The organism is Arcobacter iocasae (assembly GCF_042214795.1).
GTDB lineage: Bacteria > Campylobacterota > Campylobacteria > Campylobacterales > Arcobacteraceae > Arcobacter > Arcobacter iocasae.
Genome location: NZ_CP090177.1, coordinates 2,371,480 through 2,394,228 on the forward strand (window position 1 = coordinate 2,371,480; position 22,749 = coordinate 2,394,228).

The 22,749-nt window shown below is 29.1% G+C and carries 37 protein-coding genes; 33 read left to right on the plus strand and 4 right to left on the minus strand.

Annotated features, from left to right (window positions below; all coding sequences use genetic code 11):
- Positions 1–42: 42 nt before the first annotated feature.
- The 7 genes from LXN10_RS11865 (at position 43) to def (ending at position 5,603) form a co-directional block, all read left to right on the plus strand.
- A complete protein-coding gene (locus LXN10_RS11865) occupies positions 43–396 on the plus strand; it encodes a four helix bundle protein (RefSeq protein ID WP_375723214.1) in 354 nt (117 codons plus the stop codon).
- A 54-nt stretch (positions 397–450) separates the two neighbouring features.
- Positions 451–942 carry an HIT family protein gene (locus LXN10_RS11870; protein ID WP_375723215.1) on the plus strand — a complete coding sequence of 164 codons (492 nt, stop codon included), beginning with the start codon at positions 451–453 and terminating at the stop codon, positions 940–942.
- 257 nt (positions 943–1,199) lie between these two features.
- Positions 1,200–1,757, plus strand: a complete 558-nt coding sequence (locus LXN10_RS11875; RefSeq protein WP_375723216.1) for an LptM family lipoprotein — start codon at positions 1,200–1,202, stop codon at positions 1,755–1,757.
- A 245-nt stretch (positions 1,758–2,002) separates the two neighbouring features.
- Positions 2,003–2,362 carry a RidA family protein gene (locus LXN10_RS11880; protein WP_375723217.1) on the plus strand — a complete coding sequence of 120 codons (360 nt, stop codon included), beginning with the start codon at positions 2,003–2,005 and terminating at the stop codon, positions 2,360–2,362.
- Between the two features lie 112 nt (positions 2,363–2,474).
- Positions 2,475–3,716 (plus strand): NAD(P)/FAD-dependent oxidoreductase, encoded by a 1,242-nt coding sequence (locus LXN10_RS11885; RefSeq protein WP_375723218.1) that lies wholly within the window; start codon positions 2,475–2,477, stop codon positions 3,714–3,716.
- A 22-nt stretch (positions 3,717–3,738) separates the two neighbouring features.
- Positions 3,739–5,070: a deoxyguanosinetriphosphate triphosphohydrolase gene (locus LXN10_RS11890; RefSeq protein WP_375723219.1), complete on the plus strand. Its 1,332-nt coding sequence runs from the start codon at positions 3,739–3,741 to the stop codon at positions 5,068–5,070.
- 2 nt (positions 5,071–5,072) lie between these two features.
- On the plus strand, positions 5,073–5,603 hold the full coding sequence (gene def, locus LXN10_RS11895) for a peptide deformylase (protein ID WP_375723220.1): 531 nt from the start codon (positions 5,073–5,075) through the stop codon (positions 5,601–5,603).
- Positions 5,604–5,607: 4 nt separating this feature from the next.
- Here the strand turns inward: def and LXN10_RS11900 are convergent, their stop codons facing one another.
- Entirely contained in the window at positions 5,608–5,856 is a 249-nt protein-coding gene (locus tag LXN10_RS11900; RefSeq protein ID WP_375723221.1) for a helix-turn-helix domain-containing protein, read from the minus strand.
- Between the two features lie 317 nt (positions 5,857–6,173).
- Between LXN10_RS11900 and LXN10_RS11905 the strand changes: the two genes are divergently transcribed.
- Positions 6,174–6,863, plus strand: a complete 690-nt coding sequence (locus LXN10_RS11905) for a hypothetical protein (protein ID WP_375723222.1) — start codon at positions 6,174–6,176, stop codon at positions 6,861–6,863.
- 98 nt (positions 6,864–6,961) lie between these two features.
- Positions 6,962–9,277 carry a methyl-accepting chemotaxis protein gene (locus tag LXN10_RS11910; RefSeq protein ID WP_375723223.1) on the plus strand — a complete coding sequence of 772 codons (2,316 nt, stop codon included), beginning with the start codon at positions 6,962–6,964 and terminating at the stop codon, positions 9,275–9,277.
- Between the two features lie 6 nt (positions 9,278–9,283).
- Here LXN10_RS11910 and LXN10_RS11915 read toward each other — a convergent pair whose 3' ends face one another.
- Genes LXN10_RS11915 through LXN10_RS11925 form a run of 3 tightly spaced genes read right to left on the minus strand, consistent with a single transcriptional unit; the run spans position 9,284 to position 10,635 of the window.
- Positions 9,284–9,919: a GNAT family N-acetyltransferase gene (locus tag LXN10_RS11915; RefSeq protein ID WP_375723224.1), complete on the minus strand. Its 636-nt coding sequence runs from the start codon at positions 9,917–9,919 to the stop codon at positions 9,284–9,286.
- 2 nt (positions 9,920–9,921) lie between these two features.
- Positions 9,922–10,188 carry a hypothetical protein gene (locus tag LXN10_RS11920; protein ID WP_375723225.1) on the minus strand — a complete coding sequence of 89 codons (267 nt, stop codon included), beginning with the start codon at positions 10,186–10,188 and terminating at the stop codon, positions 9,922–9,924.
- Between the two features lie 30 nt (positions 10,189–10,218).
- On the minus strand, positions 10,219–10,635 hold the full coding sequence (locus LXN10_RS11925; RefSeq protein ID WP_375723226.1) for a hypothetical protein: 417 nt from the start codon (positions 10,633–10,635) through the stop codon (positions 10,219–10,221).
- A 263-nt stretch (positions 10,636–10,898) separates the two neighbouring features.
- On the opposite strand from LXN10_RS11925, the gene rpsJ reads away from it, so the two are divergent.
- From rpsJ to LXN10_RS12045, 24 genes are all read left to right on the plus strand, one after another.
- Positions 10,899–11,213 (plus strand): 30S ribosomal protein S10, encoded by a 315-nt coding sequence (rpsJ, locus tag LXN10_RS11930; RefSeq protein ID WP_013134908.1) that lies wholly within the window; start codon positions 10,899–10,901, stop codon positions 11,211–11,213.
- A 13-nt stretch (positions 11,214–11,226) separates the two neighbouring features.
- Positions 11,227–11,802: a 50S ribosomal protein L3 gene (gene rplC, locus LXN10_RS11935; protein WP_375723227.1), complete on the plus strand. Its 576-nt coding sequence runs from the start codon at positions 11,227–11,229 to the stop codon at positions 11,800–11,802.
- The gene (gene rplD / locus LXN10_RS11940; protein ID WP_375723228.1) at positions 11,799–12,386 is read left to right on the plus strand and encodes a 50S ribosomal protein L4; all 588 of its coding nucleotides are present in this window, start codon (positions 11,799–11,801) and stop codon (positions 12,384–12,386) included. The genes rplC and rplD overlap by 4 nt, the downstream gene beginning before the upstream one ends.
- 1 nt (position 12,387) lies before the next feature.
- Positions 12,388–12,669 carry a 50S ribosomal protein L23 gene (locus LXN10_RS11945; RefSeq protein ID WP_013134911.1) on the plus strand — a complete coding sequence of 94 codons (282 nt, stop codon included), beginning with the start codon at positions 12,388–12,390 and terminating at the stop codon, positions 12,667–12,669.
- 9 nt (positions 12,670–12,678) lie between these two features.
- Positions 12,679–13,506, plus strand: coding sequence for a 50S ribosomal protein L2 (gene rplB / locus LXN10_RS11950; RefSeq protein ID WP_375723229.1), 828 nt, complete (start codon positions 12,679–12,681; stop codon positions 13,504–13,506).
- 9 nt (positions 13,507–13,515) lie between these two features.
- The gene (gene rpsS / locus LXN10_RS11955; RefSeq protein WP_013134913.1) at positions 13,516–13,794 is read left to right on the plus strand and encodes a 30S ribosomal protein S19; all 279 of its coding nucleotides are present in this window, start codon (positions 13,516–13,518) and stop codon (positions 13,792–13,794) included.
- 1 nt (position 13,795) lies between these two features.
- The gene (rplV, locus tag LXN10_RS11960; RefSeq protein ID WP_129101157.1) at positions 13,796–14,128 is read left to right on the plus strand and encodes a 50S ribosomal protein L22; all 333 of its coding nucleotides are present in this window, start codon (positions 13,796–13,798) and stop codon (positions 14,126–14,128) included.
- The gene (rpsC, locus tag LXN10_RS11965) at positions 14,128–14,826 is read left to right on the plus strand and encodes a 30S ribosomal protein S3 (protein WP_129101158.1); all 699 of its coding nucleotides are present in this window, start codon (positions 14,128–14,130) and stop codon (positions 14,824–14,826) included. The genes rplV and rpsC overlap by 1 nt, the downstream gene beginning before the upstream one ends.
- A gap of 2 nt (positions 14,827–14,828) precedes the next feature.
- The gene (rplP, locus tag LXN10_RS11970; protein WP_013134916.1) at positions 14,829–15,254 is read left to right on the plus strand and encodes a 50S ribosomal protein L16; all 426 of its coding nucleotides are present in this window, start codon (positions 14,829–14,831) and stop codon (positions 15,252–15,254) included.
- Complete coding sequence (gene rpmC, locus LXN10_RS11975; RefSeq protein WP_013134917.1) at positions 15,241–15,432, plus strand: 50S ribosomal protein L29; 192 nt, start codon at positions 15,241–15,243, stop codon at positions 15,430–15,432. The genes rplP and rpmC overlap by 14 nt, the downstream gene beginning before the upstream one ends.
- Before the next feature lie 11 nt (positions 15,433–15,443).
- A complete protein-coding gene (rpsQ, locus tag LXN10_RS11980; RefSeq protein WP_375723230.1) occupies positions 15,444–15,698 on the plus strand; it encodes a 30S ribosomal protein S17 in 255 nt (84 codons plus the stop codon).
- On the plus strand, positions 15,698–16,066 hold the full coding sequence (gene rplN, locus LXN10_RS11985) for a 50S ribosomal protein L14 (protein WP_013134919.1): 369 nt from the start codon (positions 15,698–15,700) through the stop codon (positions 16,064–16,066). Before rpsQ ends, rplN begins: the two co-directional genes overlap by 1 nt.
- A 1-nt stretch (position 16,067) precedes the next feature.
- A complete protein-coding gene (rplX, locus tag LXN10_RS11990) occupies positions 16,068–16,307 on the plus strand; it encodes a 50S ribosomal protein L24 (RefSeq protein ID WP_129101161.1) in 240 nt (79 codons plus the stop codon).
- Between the two features lies 1 nt (position 16,308).
- Complete coding sequence (rplE, locus tag LXN10_RS11995; protein WP_375723231.1) at positions 16,309–16,857, plus strand: 50S ribosomal protein L5; 549 nt, start codon at positions 16,309–16,311, stop codon at positions 16,855–16,857.
- Complete coding sequence (locus LXN10_RS12000) at positions 16,857–17,042, plus strand: type Z 30S ribosomal protein S14 (protein WP_013134922.1); 186 nt, start codon at positions 16,857–16,859, stop codon at positions 17,040–17,042. The genes rplE and LXN10_RS12000 overlap by 1 nt, the downstream gene beginning before the upstream one ends.
- 12 nt (positions 17,043–17,054) lie before the next feature.
- Positions 17,055–17,453, plus strand: a complete 399-nt coding sequence (gene rpsH, locus LXN10_RS12005) for a 30S ribosomal protein S8 (RefSeq protein WP_013134923.1) — start codon at positions 17,055–17,057, stop codon at positions 17,451–17,453.
- A gap of 11 nt (positions 17,454–17,464) precedes the next feature.
- Positions 17,465–18,001, plus strand: a complete 537-nt coding sequence (gene rplF / locus LXN10_RS12010; RefSeq protein ID WP_375723232.1) for a 50S ribosomal protein L6 — start codon at positions 17,465–17,467, stop codon at positions 17,999–18,001.
- A gap of 10 nt (positions 18,002–18,011) precedes the next feature.
- Positions 18,012–18,371: a 50S ribosomal protein L18 gene (rplR, locus tag LXN10_RS12015; protein WP_375723233.1), complete on the plus strand. Its 360-nt coding sequence runs from the start codon at positions 18,012–18,014 to the stop codon at positions 18,369–18,371.
- A 9-nt stretch (positions 18,372–18,380) separates the two neighbouring features.
- The gene (rpsE, locus tag LXN10_RS12020; protein ID WP_013134926.1) at positions 18,381–18,824 is read left to right on the plus strand and encodes a 30S ribosomal protein S5; all 444 of its coding nucleotides are present in this window, start codon (positions 18,381–18,383) and stop codon (positions 18,822–18,824) included.
- A 3-nt stretch (positions 18,825–18,827) separates the two neighbouring features.
- Positions 18,828–19,226 (plus strand): 50S ribosomal protein L15, encoded by a 399-nt coding sequence (gene rplO, locus LXN10_RS12025; RefSeq protein WP_013134927.1) that lies wholly within the window; start codon positions 18,828–18,830, stop codon positions 19,224–19,226.
- 2 nt (positions 19,227–19,228) lie between these two features.
- Positions 19,229–20,491, plus strand: a complete 1,263-nt coding sequence (gene secY / locus LXN10_RS12030) for a preprotein translocase subunit SecY (RefSeq protein ID WP_375723234.1) — start codon at positions 19,229–19,231, stop codon at positions 20,489–20,491.
- Between the two features lie 5 nt (positions 20,492–20,496).
- Positions 20,497–21,255 (plus strand): type I methionyl aminopeptidase, encoded by a 759-nt coding sequence (gene map, locus LXN10_RS12035; protein ID WP_375723235.1) that lies wholly within the window; start codon positions 20,497–20,499, stop codon positions 21,253–21,255.
- An 11-nt stretch (positions 21,256–21,266) separates the two neighbouring features.
- Positions 21,267–21,488, plus strand: a complete 222-nt coding sequence (infA, locus tag LXN10_RS12040) for a translation initiation factor IF-1 (RefSeq protein WP_013134930.1) — start codon at positions 21,267–21,269, stop codon at positions 21,486–21,488.
- 99 nt (positions 21,489–21,587) lie between these two features.
- Positions 21,588–22,712: a GGDEF domain-containing protein gene (locus LXN10_RS12045; RefSeq protein ID WP_375723236.1), complete on the plus strand. Its 1,125-nt coding sequence runs from the start codon at positions 21,588–21,590 to the stop codon at positions 22,710–22,712.
- Positions 22,713–22,749: the final 37 nt, after the last annotated feature.

Consider the following 22,749-nt stretch of genomic DNA (forward strand, 5'->3'; position numbering starts at 1 on the left):
TTTTGGCTTAAATAAAATTAAGTGAATAAGGAATAGTTAATAATGAATAATATTTTAGAATCTAAAAGTTATGATTTTGCTTTACGGATTGTAAAATTGTCTCGTTATTTACAAGAAGAAAAAAAAGAATTTATTTTATCTAAACAAATTCTTAGAAGTGGTACTGCAATTGGTGCTTTAATTGCAGAATCACAATATGCCCAATCAAAATCTGATTTTATTTCAAAGTTGCATATTTCTATAAAAGAGGCTAATGAAACTAAGTATTGGCTTTGCTTATTAAAAGATTCTTTTTATATAAATGATAAAATGTACGATAGTTTAAATCCTGATTTGATAGAATTAATTAAAATATTAACTACAAGTATTAAAACAGCTAAGGAAAACAATGCTTAAAATTATTCATTATTCATTATTCACTATTAATTTCTTAACATGGAGCAAAGCGTAATGGAAAGAATCTATGCACCTTGGCGATTTGAGTATGTAACAGAAGATAAGATTGAGGGGTGTGTATTTTGTCATATTTATGAAAATTCAAATGATGATGAAAAACTAGGTGTTGTTTTTAGAGATAAAAACTGCTATGTGGTTATGAACAAATACCCATACACTCCGGGTCATATGATGGTAATTCCAAACTTTCACACAGAAAATATAGAAGATTTAGATGATGAAGTATGGATTGAGATGTCTTTGAGAGTAAAACAAGCTACAAAGATGTTAAAAGAGGTTTTAAATGCCGAGGGTATAAATATTGGTATGAATCTTAGCAAAGCTGCTGGTGCTGGTATTGCTGAACATGTTCATTATCATCTTGTTCCAAGATGGGGAGGGGATACTAATTTTATCACTACTATAGGAGATACTAGAGTTTATCCTGTTGATTTTGGGAAGATTTATAAGAAACTTTGTGAGAATGCTTTGGAGTATTTTAAATAAAATAGTTATTAAAATTTTCTTTTCCAATTAAAGAACTCTTCCTTAAAAGAAACTAATATAGTTATCTTCAATTTTCAATATAAATTAATTTAAAATATTTTTATTATGATAAATAAATTTATTTATCATATTATTTCTTAAATATTATAACTTTAAGATTATTTTATATAGAATACATATTCGAAAAATGGTTCTGTCAATATAAAATATTTTTGAGATAATTGTTTAAGATAATCAAAATTAAAAGGAAAAACTTAATGAAGAAATTTATTTTAAGTTTAGTATCAATATTCATTCTAATAGGTTTAACAGGTTGTGGTAGTTCGATGTATAATTATAATGTTGAACCAACACCAATTAAACAAGGTAAAGCAAAATATACACTTAAAGATTTTAATTTAACATTAGAACACGGTCATGGAAGAAATATTCAAAATAAAACATTTATTAATGAAAATGAATTAAAAAAATCATTTGAAATGTTTATTAATCAAGAATTAGAAAAGCAATCATTGAAAGGTAATGAAAAAGATTACAAAATTAGTGTGACTATGAATTATACACGGGTATATAATTATGGAGGAAATGCTTTAAATAAGCCACAGTTTTATTATACTGTATATGTATATAATACTCAAGATAAATTATTAGCAAGTTTTGCAATACCAAATAGTACAACAAAATATGGATATTTTAAAGACATAGCCGTAAATTTACAAATAGGTACATTTCAAAGGAAAGCTGAAGATGAACCAGAAGACATAGAACTAATTTCTAAAACACTAGTAGAAGAATTATCTAAACTAGGTAATTAAATTATAATAACACTTTTAATAAATTCTTGGGAAATTTATCAGATTAAAAGTTGAATAAATATTTCCCAATAATTTTCATAAACACCTATAGATCTTCGCTTTGCTTACTTTTCGTCAATACAAAAGTAAGAAAGCGAAGAGGTTTATCCTCTTCAAGAGCCAAAAAAAGAAACTTATTATTTTCAAGCCAATATAACTTTACAATGCTATACTTAACACACAAAAACTCAAACTAGGGATTAAACATGGTAATTAGAAAACAAGTAAATGAAAGAATGAGTAGAATAGTTGAATATAGTGGGGTTATTTATTTAGCTGGAATTGTATCTGATGATAAAGACTTAGATATAAAAGGTCAGGCTCAAAGGGTGTTGGCTATGGCAGAAGAAAGATTAGCTGAAGCTGGAAGCAATAAAGACCATATCTTACGAGCTGAAATATTTGTAAAAGACATCGCTAGAGATTTTGCTGGGTTTAATGAAGTTTGGGATGCTTGGGTATCAAAAGAAAATCCACCTGCTCGTGCTTGTGTTGAAGCAAATATGGCAAGTTCTAATACACTAGTAGAGATAATATTTACAGCAGTAAAGAGTAGAATATTATAGTAAAAAGATTTTCTCTTTTTGCTAAACATTAAAAAATTTTATTACATCTTATTTCTTCTTGAAGTATAATACTTGCATAGTATTATTTCAAATAAAATCTGGAGAACTATTTATGAAAAGAGACACTATTATTATCGGCGCTGGAGTAGTTGGACTTATGTGTGCTTATCATTTACATAAAGCTGGACGAAAAGTAACTATTATCGATGAAGGTGATATTACAAATTGTACCTCCTTTGGAAATGCAGGATTATTATCTGCCTTTGATAAAGGATGTTTAGCTTATCCTGGTGTTATTACAACTACAATGAAGCAGATGCTAAAAGGAGAATCTCCTGTAAATATTCATCCTAAACTTGACCCCAAACTCTTTACTTGGCTTTTTAAATTTGCAGCAAGTGCAAATGAAAAGAGATTTAAAAGAACTGTTATGCTTTTTGAAAAGTATGGGGAAGACACTTTAAAATTATATGAAAAGATGCAAAAAGAGGATAAGCTAGATTTTGATTATCACAGAAAAGGTATGCTTTCTGTATTTACAGAAGATGCAACTTATGAAAAGAAGCTAAAAGAGTGTGAATCAAAAGATAAAAAAACATATAAAATATTATCAAAAGAAGAGACAAAAGAGTATTTGCCTTGTGGAAATGAGAAAATAAAAGGTTCGATTTTATTTACTAGAAATGCTCACCTTGACCCTAAAAGAGTTATGTTAGAAACAAAAGAGTTTTTAAAAAAAGAGGGTGTTGAGTTTATATTAAATGAAAAAATCATAGATATAAAATTTTCAAATAAAAAAGTAAAATCAGTAAGTTCACTTACAAACACTTACGAAGCAGAAAACTTTGTACTTTCAACTGGTTATCAAACACTTTTAGCTGATATTAGAAAGAAAAGTTTGATGATGACTCCTGCAAAGGGTTATAGTATTACTTTCTCTATGCCTAATGAGCTTAAACCAAAAACATCAACACTCTTTAGCGATTTGTTTATAGTTATGACTCCAAGACGAGATAGCGTAAGACTTACATCAAAATTAGAATTAGGTTCTACTGATACAAAAGTAATAAAAGAGCAAATAGATAGTATAAAATCAAACTTTGAAAAATACACACTTCCCTTTGAGATGAAAGAGATAAAAGAGTGGACAGGATTTAGACCACTTACTCCAAATGATATACCACTATTTGGAAGAGATGAAGAGTATAAAAACTTAGTATATGCTATGGGAATGGGTTGGCTTGGTATGACTTTTGCTCCTAGTATTGGGAAAATAGTTAGAAAAATTATCACAAAAGATTTAGAGAATAAAAATAGCGATGATGTTTTACTTTTCTCAGGTTTTTATCAATAAAATATTAAATAAAAGGTTATAGATGTATTCAAAACTACTATCTAAGAAGAAATATTATGGTGAAGGTAAAATCTCAGAATCAAAAAATGAAGAGTTTTATAGAAGTAGTTTCCATAAAGATTACGACAGATTGATATTTTCAAAGTCTTTTAGAAGACTTTCAAAAAAAACGCAAGTTCATCCTTTATCTAAAAATGACCATGTTCATAATAGATTGACTCACAGTTTAGAAGTAGCAAGTGTGGGAAGAAGTTTAGGTTTAAGAGCTGGTGAGATATTTAAAAGAAAAAATGAGAGTATAAATCCCTATGATGTAGGATATATAGTTCAAACAGCTTGTTTGGCACATGATATTGGAAATCCTCCCTTTGGACATGCCGGGGAAGAAGTTATTAAAGAGTGGTTTGCCAAAAATAAAGAAGAGAATTTTCTAAAAGCCTTATCAAGTGATGAGTTAGATGATTTTTTAAACCTAGATGGCAATGCTCAAAGTTTTAGAATAGTATCAAAACTTGAAAACAATAGTTTTAAAGGTGGTATGAATCTTACTTTCTCTACTTTAGGTGCACTTATAAAATACCCTTATTCTTCAAGTAATTGTAAGATAATAGGAAAGTCAAAATTCAACTTTTTTCAAAGTGAAAAAGAGTTTTTTGAGCTTTTATTTAAAGAGCTTGATTTAGTAAGAAAAGATGGAACATATATGAGACATCCACTATCTTATTTGATGGAAGTTGCTGATGATATTTGTTATGCCTTATTGGACTTACAAGATGCCCATGAACTTAAAATCATCACACTTAATGACACAATAAAAATCTTTGAATACATATTAGGAAAAGGAGAGGTTGCTAACTCACTTGCAAGTGATAAGTATGATGATTTTCAAAGATTATCAAGATTTGTTGCTTTATCAATCAATAACCTTACAAATCATGCAATGGAGAAGTTTGAAGAAAACTTAGAAGATATTTGTAGTGAAAGTCAAGAAAAAGATTTATTGTCATATTTTACAAATGATGATTTAAAACAAGGTTTATTAGTAGCTAAAAAACTAGGTCATGATAAAGTATTTAATGAGACTAGAAAAGTAGAATTAGAACTTGGTGCTTATAATATAATCGAAATTTTGTTAGATAATATAATAAAAGCTACTTATAGATTACACGAATCTAAAGATGAAAAAAAGTTATCATTTAAAGACCAAAGAGCCTTACAACTAATGGAAAATGATAAACCAAATAAAAATGACTCACTATACAATATGTATCAAAGAGTGATTGATTATATTGTGGGAATGACTGATAACCATGCAAAACATATTGCCCATCAGTTTATTGGGATGGGATATTAGGTATGCCAATGAAAACAGAGTGTGAAATAGCAAAACTAGGTGAAGATGTCTTAAGAAAAAAAGCTAAAAAAGTAAAAGATATAAAAAGTGAAAAAATTCAAAATATCATAAAAGAAATGTTAGATTGTGTAAAAAAGAGTAATGGAGTAGGGCTTGCAGCTCCTCAAATATTTCATTCGTATCAAATACTTATAATCTCTTCAAAACCAAATGAAAGATATCCAGATGCTCCATTTATGGAAGATGAAATTATAATCAATCCAAAAATCATAAAAAAATCAAAAACAAAAGAGAAAGGTTGGGAAGGGTGTTTAAGTATTCCTGGAATCAGAGCAGAAGTTCCAAGACACAAAAAAATTAAAGTAAAGTACACAACAATAGATAATGAAGAGAAAACTCAAACTTTTGAAGACTTTATTTCAAGAGTTTTTCAACATGAATATGATCATCTAAAAGGTTTGGTATATCTTGATAGAGTCGAAGACACAAAAGATATAATTACGGAAGAGTTATATTTTAAAAAAATTAACTGATTACTTATTTTAATAACTCATATGGTTCAATATTAAAAAGTTTAGCTAATTTATATATATGTGCTAAGTTAAAGTGTTTATTGTATTTTAAATTCTCACAATTAGAATAAAAAGCAACCGATCCTATTCCAATTTCGAGTGCAACTTCTAATTGATTTAATCCATTTTCAATTCTTTTTTTTTTTATATTTCCTGATATCTTTTTATAAAAAAGTTCAAGTTCAAGTTCAGGTGTACTATCTAATAAATTCATTTTTGTATTAATTACCCTATTATTGCATTAGCTACATAACTATATAGTTATAACATTTTTTTATCTTTATTCTATAGGATAAATATAATAATTCCCATTATATTAGATTCTTTTGTTTTGCTAAAAATATAAATAAATATTTAATATAAATTTATGAGATATATAATACTTTCTTAATAAAACAAAAAAATTATTTTTATCCTATAGGATATTGCAAAAGAGGAAAAGATTAAAGTAAAATCAATTAATTAATACATAATATTGGTTAAAACAGGATATAAAATTATGAATGCCATGATATCAAAAATTATTTAATAATGAATAAAAATTATTTATTAAATAAAAAAGACAATAGAATATTACAATTAGCTGATGTTATGCAAAATGTTATGGCTGAATGTAAAAATCCTCTAAATAATATATATACTATTTCTTCTGGGGTATTACTTAATAGTGAAATTGGTCTATCAGATGAAAATACATATAAAAGTACACTAATAACAATAAATGAAAATATAAAAAATATTATAAATAGCATTAATTATTTTGATATTTTTTTATCAGATAAAGAAGAATTAAAAACATTTAATATCAATAATACTTTACAAAATGTAATATCTATGCATAATCAACTTTTAAAAAAATACAAAATATCAGTTAATACAAACTACTTAGCTAATAGTCATTTTACAGGATATGAAAATGAATTAACACAAATATTTACATATACACTATCTACTTTAATAAATATTTTAAAGAAAAGCCAAAAATCTGAATCAATAATAATTAAAACTAGAACAAATCAAAATAATACAAAGATTGCTATTATCATTACTAATGGAAATATAAATGAATTTCCTTTAGACCTTGGGCTATATATATCAAAGAAAATTATTGAAGAACATTACAAAGGAGAAATCATAATAAAAAATAAGAAATTTGAATTTGAACAAAAGAATTATCATGGTATAGAGTGTGCCATTTATATAAATAATGAAAAAGAATAATATTAATTATAACCCTCAAAAACAAAGATTTTTTGATGTAAAAATTTTGTAATGAATATTTTTTTAATAAAACTATAAGACTAAATAGGAGAATAATAATGTTTAAAAATATGACAATAAAAATGAAATTAGTATTTTCATTTATTGTAATAATAGGTTTAATAATGTGTTTAGCAGCATATAGCATCTATTCAATTGGAAAATCAGGTAATGGGTTTATTTCATACCGAGCAATGGCAAAAGATAGTGTTTTATCAGCTCAAGTTCAAGTAAATATGATTGAAACAAGAAAAAAAGTTGATGAATATTTAAATTCTGAATCTAAAAAAGATGTTGATAGTTTTTATACTTCTTATAAAAAAACAGAAGAGTTAATTAAACTTGCAACAGAAGAAATTAAAAAGCCAACGCGTGCAGAAAAGGTGCGAGAATTAGAAAAAAATGTTGAACTTTATAAAGATGGTTTTTTAGATGTTGTAAAATATACAAATAATAAAAATGAAACTATGGCAAATGTATTAGTTCAAAATGGTATAAAACTTGAAAAAATTTTAACATCTATGTATATAAGTGCAGAAGAGGATAAAGAATATGAAAATTCTTTTATTATTGGTAAAGCTTTAAGAAGTTTATTATTATCTAGACTTTATACATTAAAATTTACTAGTTCATACTTAAAAAGTGATTTTGATATATTAAATAATGAATTTAATGAGTTAAATGACAATATTAACATTATGGTTAAAATGATGAAAGACCCAAGTAGAAAGAATCAGCTTAAAGAATCTCTTGAACTAATTTCATCTTACCGAAAAGGTGTATCTGAAATATATGATTCTGTTATAAAAAGAAATGAAATAATAAGTACAAAGTTAAAAGTTTATGGTTTAAAAATCACTAATTTAGCTGAAGATATAAAATTATCAATAAAAAAAGAGCAGGATACAATTGGACCAGAGGTACAAAAATTAAATTCAAATATAAAATCATTGATTATAATTATTTCTATAGTAATATTAGTCTTATCACTCATCCTAGCAATAGCATTACCAAGAAATATAGCTAATTTATTAAATACTTTTCAAGATGGTTTAATAGACTTTTTTAAATATTTAAACCGAGAAATACCAGAAGTAGAATTAATAAAATTAAATTCTGAAGATGAATTTGGAAAGATGGCAAAAGTAGTAAATGAGAATATAGAAAAGACAAAAAAAGGAATAGAAGAAGATAGAAAATTAATAGATGAGACAATAGCAGTATTAGGAGAATTTGAACAAGGTGATTTAGTACAAAGACTAGATATAAATGTATCAAACCCAGCTTTAATGCAACTAAAAGATGTATTAAATAAAATGGCAGATAACTTAGAAAATAACATTAATAATGTACTAGATATTGTTGAAGAGTACTCTTCTTATAATTACTTAAATAAAATATCAACAAAGGGATTAAAAGAACATCTTCTAAAATTAGCTTCAGGGGTAAATAATCTAGGTGATTCAATAACAGGAATGTTAGTTGAGAATAAATCAAATGGACTAACTCTAGATAAAAGTTCAAATACTTTATTAAATAATGTAGATAAATTAAATCAAAGTTCAAATGAAGCAGCAAGTTCTCTAGAAGAAACAGCAGCAGCCTTAGAAGAAATCACAAGTAATATAAGAAGTAATACAGAAAATATAGCAAAAATGTCTGAACTGTCAAGTGGTGTAACAAAATCAGCAAATGATGGAGAGAAACTAGCAAATGATACAACACTTGCAATGGAAGAGATAAATGCCCAAGTAACAGCAATAAAAGAAGCAATTACAGTAATTGATCAAATAGCTTTCCAAACAAATATTCTAAGTCTAAATGCAGCAGTAGAAGCAGCAACAGCAGGAGAAGCAGGGAAAGGATTCGCTGTAGTTGCAGGAGAAGTGCGAAATCTAGCTTCAAGAAGTGCCGAAGCAGCAAGTGAGATAAAATCATTAGTAGAAAATGCTACAAATAAAGCAAATGATGGGAAAAATATAGCAGGTGAAATGATAAAAGGATATAAAGCATTAAATAGTAATATCTTAGAATCAACAAACCTAATTACAGATATAGAAAGTGCTTCAAAAGAGCAACTGTCAGGAATAGAGCAAATTAATGATGCAGTAAATGAATTAGATCAACAAACACAACAAAATGCTATGGTAGCATCTGAAACACAAGATATAGCAATCTTAACAGATGAAATAGCTAAACTAATTGTAAGTGATGCAGATAATAAAGAGTTTACAGGGAAAGATAGTGTAAAAGCCAAATCAACTGATAATAAACAGAGCGTTAAAAAAGAAGTTATAAAACCTGTAATAAAAAAAGAAGTAAAAAATGAAGTGATAAAATCACAAAAAGAAAAAGATGAATGGGAGAGCTTTTAAGCTCTTCTAGTCTAAATCTCTTTTTTTAATTTCATCTGATAAATCATCAAACTTAAAACGAGTTTTCATAAGTTTTAGACAATCTTCATGGATGAGAATCTCTTTTTCATCAAAAGAGTTTGCATTGTCTTTTAATTTATTATGGATATCTTCTAACTCCATATCATTGAACTCATCAGTTGAGCTCTCATAATTAATCTCTTCAATCTCTTTTATATCTTCAGGCATCTTAAAATCACTGTAATAAAGTAACTCTTTAGTTACACCCCAATATCTAAGACCTAATTTATTATAAAATTTAATAGAGTTGTTCACACTATATAGTTTACATCTTTCAATCTTATTTGGCTTTACTGAAGAAAAAAGATATTTTAGCAACTTATAAGCATAACCATTTCTTCTATATTTAAATGGAGTTAGAATATTGTTTATGGTTAGATATTTGTTATTTTTAGAGATATTATAAAAAAGATATGTAACATGACGATTATTTACTTTTAAAGCAAGGGGTGGGAATTTTTCCCAACTATAATAGTTATCCCATAAATCAAGTGCATTTTTTAAAAACTTTAGATTCTCAAAGTGGCTTAATTTTTGTACTGATTCTAAATATTCATCTCTACTTAGAGTAACAACTTCCAAAACTAATGTTCTTTATGCTCATCTATTAAGTCCATAATTTTATCATAAACTTCACTTGCTTGTGTATCATTGATTTGATTAGTATTAATTGATTCAACGATATTTTGTAGCTCTACCATAAATGATTCCATCTCTTTTATAGCTTCTAAATCATCTTCCGTTGCCTCATTATTTTCTAAGAGTATTAATAAGTCTTCTAAATATTTTTCAACTTCTGGTAACATTGTTACTTCGACAACTTCTTTTAACTCATTTTTAATATTAGACATTTTTAACCTTTAAATTATTATTCTATTATTTTAAAATACAAAAGCAATATCTGCTATGGAAATATTATACATTAAAACCTTTGTATTATCAGAATCAATAACACTATATTTTATAGTTAAATCATTTGGATTTTCAATTTCTTGATGATTTTCCACAAATTTTTTGTATCTATTTTCATCTAAAATAGAATAAATAAAAAGTACCTTTTCTTTAAATTTTTCATTATTTATGTATAAAGAAAAAACTTCAGGTTGTTTTTCCATATCATATTTATTTACAAAATTAATATCATACATCTTTTCTACAAGCTCATCTTTTTTGTATTCTTTTGAATTATAAGTATAATAATCATCTGCTAGTATCTCTTCTAATTCATCTGATATTTCAAAATAATTAAATTTACTATAGTCTTTATTCTCTTCAATTAAATATCTTTTTTCAATCATAAATCTCCTTTTATGAGTATAACTTTATTTAAATAGCACTTTAAGAAGTATAAAATAGTTATTAATAACAAAACTTCCAATTAACTTAATATATATCAAATAAAAGCATAGTTATCCTTTTTAAAAGGAAATAAATATACTAATTAAATATATGAAGACCCATATATATTGACATTGTATAATAAAAAAGTTATAATGCGCGTCCATGAAAAATGGTTAGAGTGTGTTTATCGCACATTTAACGAGTTCTTTAAAGGAAAAAAATGGAAAAAATAAGATTAAAGCTTAAGGCTTACGATCACAGAGTTTTAGACAGAAGTGTTGCTTCAATTGTTGAAGCTGTTAAGAGAACTGGTGCTGAGTTGAGAGGTCCTATACCTTTACCAACTAAAATCAGAAGATATACAGTAATCAAAGGTCCTCACGTAAATAAAGATTCAAGAGAACAATTCGAAATCAGAGTTCATTCAAGAATGATTGATATCGTATCTGCAACTCCTGATACAGTAGATTCATTAATGAAACTTGACTTAGCTCCTGAAGTTGATGTTGAAGTTAGATCTATGGGTCAAGAATAAGAAAGGGTAACAAATGGAATTTATCGTAGAAAAAATTGGTATGAGTAGAACTGTTTCAGTTCCTGCTGTTCCTGTTACACTTTTAAAAGTTCTTGATACAAAAGTATGTGAAGTAACTGATGGTGTAGCAATTGTATCATATAGTAATGGTAAGAAATTTAACAAGACTATAGAAGGGCAACAAAAAAAATACAACTTATCTAAAGAGTTCAATAGATTTGCAACTATGGAAGTAGCAAATACTGAAGCTGGAGATTTAGATGTATCTGGATTAGCAGAAGCTAAAATATTAAAAACTACTTTTAAAACTAAAGGTAGAGGTTTCTCTGGTGCAGTTAAAAGATGGAACTTTGCTGGTGGTAGAGCATCACATGGTCATAGAATGGGAAGAAGAACTGGTTCAATCGGTAATGCTGAGTGGCCAGGTAGAGTTCAACCAGGTAAAAAAATGCCAGGACAATACGGAAATACAAATGTAAGTGTTAAAAATGAAATTTTCTCTTTTGATGCAGAAACTGGTATTTTAGCTGTTAAAGGTTCAGTATCTGGACCAAATGGTGGATTAGGAAAAGTAAGGATTGCTAAATGAGTAATGCAGTAGTAGTAAAAACAAGTGAATTACCTGAAACATTTAAAGATGTTAATTCACATAACTTATACTTATATGTAAAATCATACCTAGCAGCTCAAAGAGCAAACACAGCTAGAGTAAAAAATAGAACTGAAGTTAGAGGTGGTGGTAAAAAACCTAAAGCTCAAAAAGGTTCTGGTGGTGCAAGATGGGGTTCTAAAAGATCACCATTATTTGTTGGAGGTGGACAAGTATTTGGACCATCTGCTAGAAATTACAACCAAAAAATTAACAAAAAGCAAAAAGTTTTAGCATTAAGATTTGCTATTAATACTCATGTTGAAAAAGAGTCTTTATTTGTAGTTGATTCTGTTAAATTAGAATCAGGTAAAACTAAAGATGCGGTTGCAGTTATAAATGGTTTAAACCAAAGAGATACTTTAATCATTGTTGATACAATTGATGAAAAAACTTACTTGGCGTATAGAAACATTAAGAACTGTTATATGATTGAAAAACAAGAAGTAAATGCTTATATCGCAGCTGCTTATCACTCAATCTTAGTTGAGAAGTCAGTTCTTGAAGCATTAAAAGAGGCATAAGATGGCAGATATTACAGATATTAAAGCAATATTATACACAGAAAAAACTATCGAGTTACAAGAGAGTGGTGTAATTGTTGTTCAGACTAGTCCTAGAATGACTAAAAGCGGATTAAAAGATGTTTTTAAAGAATATTTTGGAGTTACACCTTCAAAAGTTAATTCATTAAAACAAAGTGGTAAAGTGAAAAGATTTAGAGGAAAAATCGGTAAAAGAGCTGATTTCAAAAAATTCTATGTAACATTACCTGAGGGCGCTGAAATAGCGAACCTTTCAGCATAAGGGGATAGTATGGCAATTAAAAAATTTAGACCAATAACTCCTGCTAGAAGATTTATGTCAGTTATGGATACTTCTGATATTACTTCAAAACCAACAGTTAGATCTTTACTTACAAGAGTAAAAGCTACAGCTGGTAGAAATAGTAACGGTAGAATCACTTCAAGACATAGAGAAGCAGGTGCTAAAAAACTTTACAGAATTATTGATTTCAAAAGAGATAAATTTGGTGTAGAGGGTACTGTTTCTACAATTGAGTACGACCCATATAGAAACTGTAGAATCTGTTTAATTACTTATTCAGATGGTGATAAAAGATATATTTTACAACCAAGTGGTTTAAAAGTTGGAGCTAAAGTTTCTGCTGCTGAATCTGGTTTAGATATTCTTCCTGGAAATTCAATGAGACTTGTTAATATTCCAGTTGGTACTATGGTTCATAATATTGAAATGAAACCAGGAAAAGGCGGTCAAATCGCTAGATCTGCTGGTGGATATGCTCAAATTATGGGTAGAGAAGATAAATATGTAATTATGAGACTTCCTTCAGGTGAAATGAGAAAAATTCTTGCTGTTTGTATGGCAACTATTGGTATCGTTGGTAATGAAGATTTCTCTAACATGGTTGTTGGTAAAGCTGGTAGAAGTAGACACCTTGGTATTAGACCTCAAACTAGAGGATCTGCAATGAATCCAATTGATCACCCACACGGTGGTGGTGAAGGTAAAACTAACTCAGGTAGACATCCAGTTACTCCATGGGGTATGCCAACTAAAGGTTATAAAACTAGAAAGAAAAAAGCTAGTGATAAATTAATCATTTCAAGAAAAAAGAAGTAAGGGTTTAAGATGTCAAGATCAGTAAAAAAAGGTCCATTTATAGACGCGCACTTAATGAAAAAAGTTATCAAAGCAGTTGAGACTAAAGATAGAAAACCAATTAAAACTTGGTCAAGAAGATCAACAGTTTTACCTGATATGATTGGCTTAACTTTTAATGTGCACAATGGAAGAAACTTCGTACCTGTAAATGTTACAGAGAACCACGTGGGTTATAAATTAGGTGAATTTGCACCAACTAGAACTTTTAAGGGTCACAAAGGCTCTGTTCAGAAGAAGGTAGGATAAGATGGGTAAAGCTATATTAAGATTTATTAGAGTTTCTCCAATTAAAGCAAGACTTATTGCTAGAGAAGTTCAAGGTATGAATGCAGAGTATGCTATTGCATCTTTAGAATTTACACCTAACAAAGCTGCTGGATTAATTTCAAAAGTTATTGCTTCTGCAGTTGCAAACTCTGGATTGGAAGCTGAAGATGCAATTATTACATCTGCAAGAGTTGATAAAGGTCCAGTATTAAAAAGATTTACTCCAAGAGCAAGAGGTTCTGCTTCTCCAAAGCATAAGCCAACGGCACATATTTTTATTGAAGTAGAAGCTGCACCTAAAGGAGATAAGTAATGGGTCAAAAAGTTAATCCAATTGGTTTAAGATTAGGTATCAATAGAAACTGGGAATCAAGATGGTTTCCTAAATTCTCTTCTATGCCTGCTAATGTTGCAGAAGATAGCAAAATCAGAAAATTCGTTAAAAAAGAGCTTTACTATGCAGGAATCGCTCAAACTTTAATCGAAAGAACAGCTAAAAAAGTAAGAGTAACAGTTGTTGCTGCAAGACCTGGTATCATTATTGGTAAAAAAGGTGCAGACGTTGAGAAATTAAAAAATTCTTTAACTAAATTAGTTGGTAAAGAAATTGCTGTAAACATTAAAGAAGAGAGAAAACCACAACTTTCTGGTCAATTAGCTGCTGAAAATGTTGCTCAACAATTAGAAAGAAGAGTTGCATTTAGAAGAGCTATGAAAAGAGTTATGCAAAATGCTATTAAAGGTGGAGCAAAAGGAATTAAAGTTTCTGTTTCTGGTAGACTTGGTGGAGCTGAAATGGCTAGAACTGAGTGGTACTTAGAAGGAAGAGTTCCTTTACATACTTTAAGAGCTAGAATCGATTATGGTTTTGCTGAAGCACATACTACATATGGTTGTGTTGGTGTAAAAGTTTGGATTTTCAAAGGTGAAGTACTTGCTAAAGGTATTCCAGTTGAAAAAGAAGAAGCTTCTAAACCAAAAAGAAGACCAACAAAGAAAAGAGGTAAATAATTATGTTAATGCCTAAAAGAACAAAATATAGAAAAGTAATGAAGGGTCGAAATAGAGGTAAATCTATGAGAGCCAATACATTAGCATATGGTAATATTGGAATTAAAGCTTTAGAGCATGGAAGAATTGATTCAAGACAAATCGAAGCTGCCAGAATTGCTATGACAAGAGCTATTAAAAGACAAGGTAAAGTATGGATTTGTGTATTCCCAGCTAAACCACTTACTGCTAAACCATTAGAAACAAGAATGGGTAAAGGTAAAGGTCCAGTTGACAAATGGGTAATGAACATTAAGCCAGGTAGAATTTGTTTCGAGATGGCTGGTGTAAGTGATGAAGTAGCTAGAGTTGCATTGACTTTAGCAGTTCACAAATTACCATTTAAATGTAAAATTGTAACAAAAGAGAGCGAAAATGACTTATTCTGATATTAAAGATAAAAGCCTAAACGAGCTAAACGAGTTATTAAAAGAGAAAAAGGTGCTTCTTTTTGAATTAAAAGCTAAGCTAAAAACTATGCAGTTGACTAATACATCTGAATTAAATGTTGCGAAAAAAGATATCGCAAAAATTCAAACAGCTATTACTGCAGTAAAAGCTAAGTAAGGATCTGTAGTATGAGTACGCATAAAAGAGAGATTCAAGGTGTAGTGGTAAAAGTTTCTGGAGATAAAACTGCTTCTGTTTTAGTAACAAGATCAGTATTACATCCTAAATACCACAAAACTGTAAAGAGATTTAAAAAATATTTAGTTCATGATGAAAAAAATGAATTAGCTGAAGGTGATACTGTAATTGCGGTTGAGTGTAGACCTTTATCTAAAACTAAATCTTTTAGATTAAAGACAATTGTTGCTACAGGAGTTAAATAATGATTCAAAGTTTTACTAGATTAAACGTAGCAGACAACACAGGTGCAAAAGAGATCATGTGTATCAAAGTTTTAGGTGGGTCTAAAAGAAGATATGCAACAGTTGGTGACGTTATCGTTGCTTCTGTTAAAAAAGCTATTCCTACTGGAAAAGTTAAAAAAGGTCAAGTTGTTAAAGCTGTTGTTGTTAGAACTCACAAAGAAGTTCAAAGAGAAAATGGTTCATTAATCAGATTTGATGATAATGCAGCAGTTATTCTTGATGCAAAAAAAGAACCAATTGGAACAAGAATTTTTGGACCAGTTGCTAGAGAAGTTAGATATTCAGGTTTCATGAAGATCGTTTCACTTGCACCGGAGGTATTATAATATGGCGGTTAAATTAAAAATTAAAAAAGGTGATACAGTTAAAATCATCGCAGGTGATGATAAAGGTAAAACTGGTGAAGTTTTAAGAGTTATCCCATCTAAATTACAAGTTATTGTAAAAGATTGTAAAGTTGCTAAAAAAACTGTAAAGCCTGATCAAGACAAAAACCCTAATGGTGGTTTTGTAAACAAAGAGATGCCAATGGATATCTCTAATGTAGCAAAAGTAGAAGGTGAGTAAGATGGCGAACAGATTATACGAAAGATATAACGCAGAGATTAAACCAGCTTTACAAAATGAGTTTCCTAAAAACAAAATGTTAACTGCTAAGTTAGAAAAAGTAGTTATCTCTGTTGGTGCTGGTGAAGCAATGAAAGATACTAAATTGATGCAAAATATTCAAGATACTATCTCTTTAATTGCAGGACAACATGCTATCCAAATCATTGCTAAAAAATCAGTTGCTGGTTTTAAAGTAAGAGAAGGAATGCCAGTAGGTGTAAAAGTTACACTTAGAGGTGAAAACATGTATGCATTCGTTGACAAATTATGTTCTATTGCATTACCTAGAGTAAAAGATTTCCAAGGTTTAGATAGAAATGGTTTTGACGGAAGAGGAAATTTTAACTTTGGTCTTAATGAGCAATTAATGTTTCCAGAAGTTGTTTACGATAACATTATTAAAACACATGGTATGAATATTTCTATTACTACATCTACAACTTCTGATAAAGAAGCTTATAGATTATTAGAGCTAGTAGGAATTCCATTTACAAAAGGTAGAGAATAATGGCTAAGAAATCTATGATTATGAAACAACAACGAACTCCTAAGTTCGCTGTTAGAGCATATACAAGATGTTCAGTATGTGGAAGACCACATTCAGTTTACAAAGACTTTGGTCTTTGTAGAATTTGTTTAAGAAAAATGGCTAACGAAGGTTTATTACCTGGTGTTAGAAAAGCTAGTTGGTAAGGAAATAAAGCTATGATGAATGATATAATCGCAGATGCTTTAACTAGAATTAGAAATGCAGCATTGAGAAAACTTGAAGTTACTACTTTGTTACATTCTAATACGGTTGTAGGTATCTTAACAGTATTAGAGGCAAAGGGTTACATTGACTCTTTTAAAGTTGTTGATGGAACTAATAATAAAAAAACTATTCAAGTTACATTAAAATATGATGAAAAAGAAACTTCTGCAATCAATGAGATTAAAAGAGTTTCTAAATCAGGAAGAAGAGTTTATAAAGCTTCTTCTGAATTGAAAAATTTCAAAAACGGATATGGTACAATCATTGTTTCTACAAACAAGGGTGTTATCGCTAACGATGAAGCTTATGCTGCAAATGTTGGTGGTGAAGTACTATGTACTGTTTGGTAGGGAGTTAGAAAATGTCAAGAATTGGAAAACAACCTATTGCTATACCATCTGGTGTTGAAGTTACAGTTGATGGTACAGTTATAAATGTAAAAAAAGGTAACAAGACTTCTTCAGTAGAGACTCACGGTAGAGTTTCTGTAGAAATTGCAAATAACACTGTAGTTTTAGCAAGAGTTGGTGAAACAAAAGAATCATCAGCTTTCTGGGGAACATATAGAGCTTTATTAAACAATGCTATTGTTGGTTTAAGTGAAGGTTTCAAAAAATCTTTAGAAATCAACGGTGTTGGTTATAGAGCTGCTGTAAAAGGTAGTGTTTTAGAACTACAATTAGGTTATTCTCACCCAATTAACTATGAAATCGCTGATGGATTAGAAATTACTGTTGAGAAAAATGTGATTAATGTTATTGGTGCTGACAAACAACAAGTTGGTCAAGCTGCTGCAATTATTAGAGGCTTTAGAAAACCAGAACCTTACAAAGGTAAAGGTGTTAAATATACTGATGAGAAAATCATCAGAAAAGCCGGAAAAACTGCTAAGAAGTAAGGTGTAAAGAATGAGTAGAGCAAAAGATATAGCTAAAAAAAATTCTTTAAGAATTAAAAGAAAAAGAAGAGTAAGAGGATCAATTTCTGGTACTGCTTCTAAGCCAAGAGTTTCAATTTTTAAATCAAACAAACATTTAAGTGCGCAAGCAATTAATGATGTTGAAGGTGTTACACTGGCTTCGGTTAGTTCAAAAGCATTGGATTTAACAGTTAATAAAGATAATGCAGTTAAAGTTGCAGCACAATTTGCTGAAAATTTAAAAGCTGCTGGGATTGATACAGTTGTATTTGATAGAAATGGTTACCTATATCACGGTGTTATTGCTGCATTTGCACAATCACTAAGAGATAATGGTATCAAATTATAAGGGTTAATGATGGCAGCAGTAAATAGAGAAGATTTTCAAGAAGCAATCGTTAAAATCGGAAGAGTAACAAAAGTTGTAAAGGGTGGAAGAAGATTCAGATTTACAGCTTTAGTTGTTGTTGGAGATAAAAACGGTACTGTAGGTTTTGGTATGGGTAAAGCTAAAGAAGTTCCAGATGCTATTAAAAAAGCTTTAGATGATGCATTTAAATCTTTAGTAAAAGTGTCTATTCATGGAACTACAATTGCACATGATATTGAGCATAAATATAATGCTTCTAAAATATTATTAAAACCAGCATCTGAAGGTACAGGACTTATCGCAGGTGGTGCGGCAAGACCTGTTCTTGAGCTTTCTGGGGTTAAAGATATTATCGCAAAATCTTTAGGTTCAAATAATCCTAACAACTTAGTGCAAGCTACAGTTGAAGCTTTAGCTAGAATAAAAGGATAATAAATGACATTAGAAACTTTAAGACCAGCAGATGGTAGTACAAAGAATGTTAAAAGAGTTGGAAGAGGACAAGGTAGTGGTACAGGTAAAACTGCCGGTAAAGGTAACAAAGGTCAAAAAGCTAGATCTGGTTACAAAATAAAAAGAGGTTTTGAAGGTGGGCAAATGCCAATCCAAAAAAGACTTCCTAAAATCGGTTTTGTATCAAGAGTAACTAAACCTTATTCAATTAATGTTGATAAAGTTAAGCAAGTTGCTGAGTTAAGTGAAATTACATTAGAAACAATTAGATCTGTGTATAAATTATCAAAATCAGTAACAAAAGTTAAATTAGTTGGATCTTGTGCAAAAGATTTAACTTCTAAGATCAAAGATGAAAACGTTACTACAACTGGTAAATAACCATGAGTAAAGATCTAATAAATAAGATTCTTATTACATTAGGTTTTATATTTCTATACAGAGTATTGGCATACGTGCCAGTACCTGGTGTAAATATTGACGTAGTAAAAGAATTTTTCGACTCAAATGCAAACAATGCATTAGGTCTTGTTAATATGTTTAGTGGAAATGCAATCTCAAGATTGTCTATTATTTCACTAGGTATTATGCCTTACATTACAGCTTCAATTATTATGGAGCTTCTAGCCGCAACTTTCCCTGCACTTGGTAAAATGAAAAAAGAACGTGATGGTATGCAAAAATATATGCAAATTATCAGATATGCAACTATTGTAATTACTTTAATTCAAGCAGTTGGTGTATCAATGGGTCTTAATTCTTTAACTGGAAAAGCAGGTCAAAGTGCAATTACAATAGATATGGATACATTTGTTGCAGTTTCTGCAATCTCAATGTTAACTGGTACTATGCTTTTAATGTGGATTGGTGAACAAATCACACAAAAAGGTATAGGTAATGGTATTTCATTAATTATCTTTGCTGGTATTGTTTCTGCAATTCCTCATGCAATTGGTGGTACTGTTGAATTAGTTAATAATGGACAAATGAATTTCTTAACTGTTATTGCAATTTTAGTAATAATTCTTGCAACAGTTGGAGCAATTATTTATGTAGAACTAGGAGAAAGAAGAGTTCCTGTTTCTTATTCTAGAAAAGTTATGATGCAAAGTCAAAATAAAAGAGTAATGAATTATATTCCTATTAAAGTAAATTTAAGTGGTGTAATTCCTGCAATTTTTGCCTCTGCAATTTTAATGTTCCCAGCTACAATTTTACATGGTAGTCAAAATAAGATTTTATTAGGTATTGCTGACTTTTTAAGTCCAACTAGCTATACATTTAATGTTTTGATGTTTTTACTTGTAGTTTTCTTTGCATATTTTTATGCATCAATTACTTTTAATGCAAAAGATATATCTGAAAACTTAAAAAAACAAGGTGGTTTTATTCCAGGTATTAGACCAGGAGAAGGAACAGCTGAGTTTTTAAATGAAACAGCAGGTAGATTAACACTATGGGGAGCTTTATACTTAGGAGCAATTTCTACAGTGCCATGGCTTTTAGTTAAGTCTATGGGAGTTCCATTTTACTTTGGTGGGGTTGCAGTACTTATTGTTGTTCAAGTTGCTATTGATACTATGAGAAAAATTGAAGCTCAACAGTATATGAACAAATATGACACTTTAAGTGCGGTTGGTTTATAAAAATCATGGCAATTGCACTAAGAAAACAAAATGAGATAGAAAAGCTTCGAACTGCTTCGCATGCAGTTGGACAGACTTTGAATTATCTAAGAGAAAACGTTAAGCCAGGCATGACTTTATTAGAAGTTGATGCTCTGGGTGACGATTTCATAGCCAGTTTAGGTGCTAGACCTTCATTTAAAGGCCTTTATGGTTTCCCTAATGCAGTATGTACTTCTCTAAATGAAGTTGTTATTCATGGTATTCCATCGAATACTGTTCTACAAGAGGGTGATATTTTAGGTTTAGACATAGGTACTGAAATTGATGGTTGGTATGGTGATGCTGCCATTACTATGCCTATTGGAAAAATATCAAAAGAAGATGAGGAATTAATTGCTTGTTCGAAAGATGCATTATATTATGCTATTGATATTATAAAAGAAGGTATGAGATTTAAAGAGTTATCTTTTGCAATAGAAGAATTTATTGTTAAAAGAGGATATCAACCGTTAATTAGATTCTGTGGACATGGTATTGGGAAAAAGCCCCATACTGAACCTGAAATTCCAAATTATGTAGAAACACCAAATATTAAATCCGGTCCAAAAATAAAAAATGGAATGGTATTTTGTTTGGAGCCAATGGTTTGTCAAAAAGATAGAGAACCTGTTATTTTAGACAATGGTTGGGATGTTGTATCAAAAGATGGATTAAGAACTAGTCATTATGAACATACAGTTGCTGTTATCAATGGAAAAGCAGTAATTTTAAGCGAGGCATAGAAGGAAAAAATGTGGCAAAAGATGATGTAATTGTAATTGATGGTAAAGTAATTGAAGCTTTACCAAATGCAATGTTTAGAGTTGAATTGGATAATAATGGGCATGTAGTTTTATGTCATATATCTGGAAAAATGAGAATGCACTACATAAAAATTTTACCTAATGATAAAGTTAAAGTAGAAATAACCCCTTATTCACTTGATAAGGGTAGAATTACTCACCGATATAAATAAAAAAAAAGAAAGTATTATATTAATACTTTCTTTTTTTTAGCTTATTTTAAAATCTTACTGATATAATCAACATATATACTTATTTATTATTGGAAAAGAATGAAAAAAAACATTAATAATATTGATGATTTGAAAAAAAATAAAAAAGAAGATCAAAAGCTTAATGTAATTTCTAATGATTTACTAAATTTTACAAAATCTGAACTTCAAAATATTGAAATACTTAAATTTATTACTTATTTACCAGAATTATTAAAACCTTCAATTGAACAATCAATCTATCATAAAATAGAAGAAGTAGTTTTTGAGTTAATGAAAAACCCTGAAAAACTTGATGATGAATCAATGATTAATAAATTGGTAAATATTACTAATGAAAGAGTAGCTTTAGATAGAGCTGTTTTTAAATCAAAATCTGAAGATATTAAAAAATTTATAGCATTACTAATGAAAGAGTATGAAAATAGCTTACTTCTTAGTGATAACTCTTCATCAAAATTAGAAATTTTTAAAAATGACTTAGAAGAGTTAGATATATCAGAACACTCAAATAGAGAGTTAAGAATATTGCATGCAAAACTTGCTGATTTAATATACAGTATTGAAACTAATTTAGATGATTCGAAAGTTCAATTAATAAAGGGCAAAGAAACATGTTCTAGGTTAGAAAAAAATATTGTTAAATTACAAGATGACTTAGAAAAACTAAAAATAGAAAAAGATATTGATTTCTTGACAGGGGCACTTAACAGAAGAGGATACACTTCTGTAATTCTAAAAGTTGAGAATCGATTTGTTACTTTTAATTCTAATTATGCAATTATATTTATTGATATTGATGATTTTAAAGAAATAAATGATCAACATGGCCATGAATGTGGAGATGTTATATTAAAAAGTTTCTCTACTATACTTAAAAAACTTATGAGAGAAGAGGATATCTTGTGTAGATATGGTGGTGAAGAATTTGTCACTTTAGTAAGTTATACAGAAGAGGAAGAAGTATATAAATACATTAAAAGAGTAAAAGAAATTATTGATAGCCATAAATTTATTTACAACAAAGATCTTAGTGTAAAAGTTAGCTTTTCTGCTGGAGTCTCTTATCGAACAAAATATAATTCATACGAAGATGCGATGAAATATGCTGATATTTTATTGTATAAAGCAAAACATGAAGGAAAAAGTAGAATAATTTTTGATAATTCTAAAGTTCTCGTTTAATACCCATATCTATGAAGCCTTAGTCATTTATTTGCGC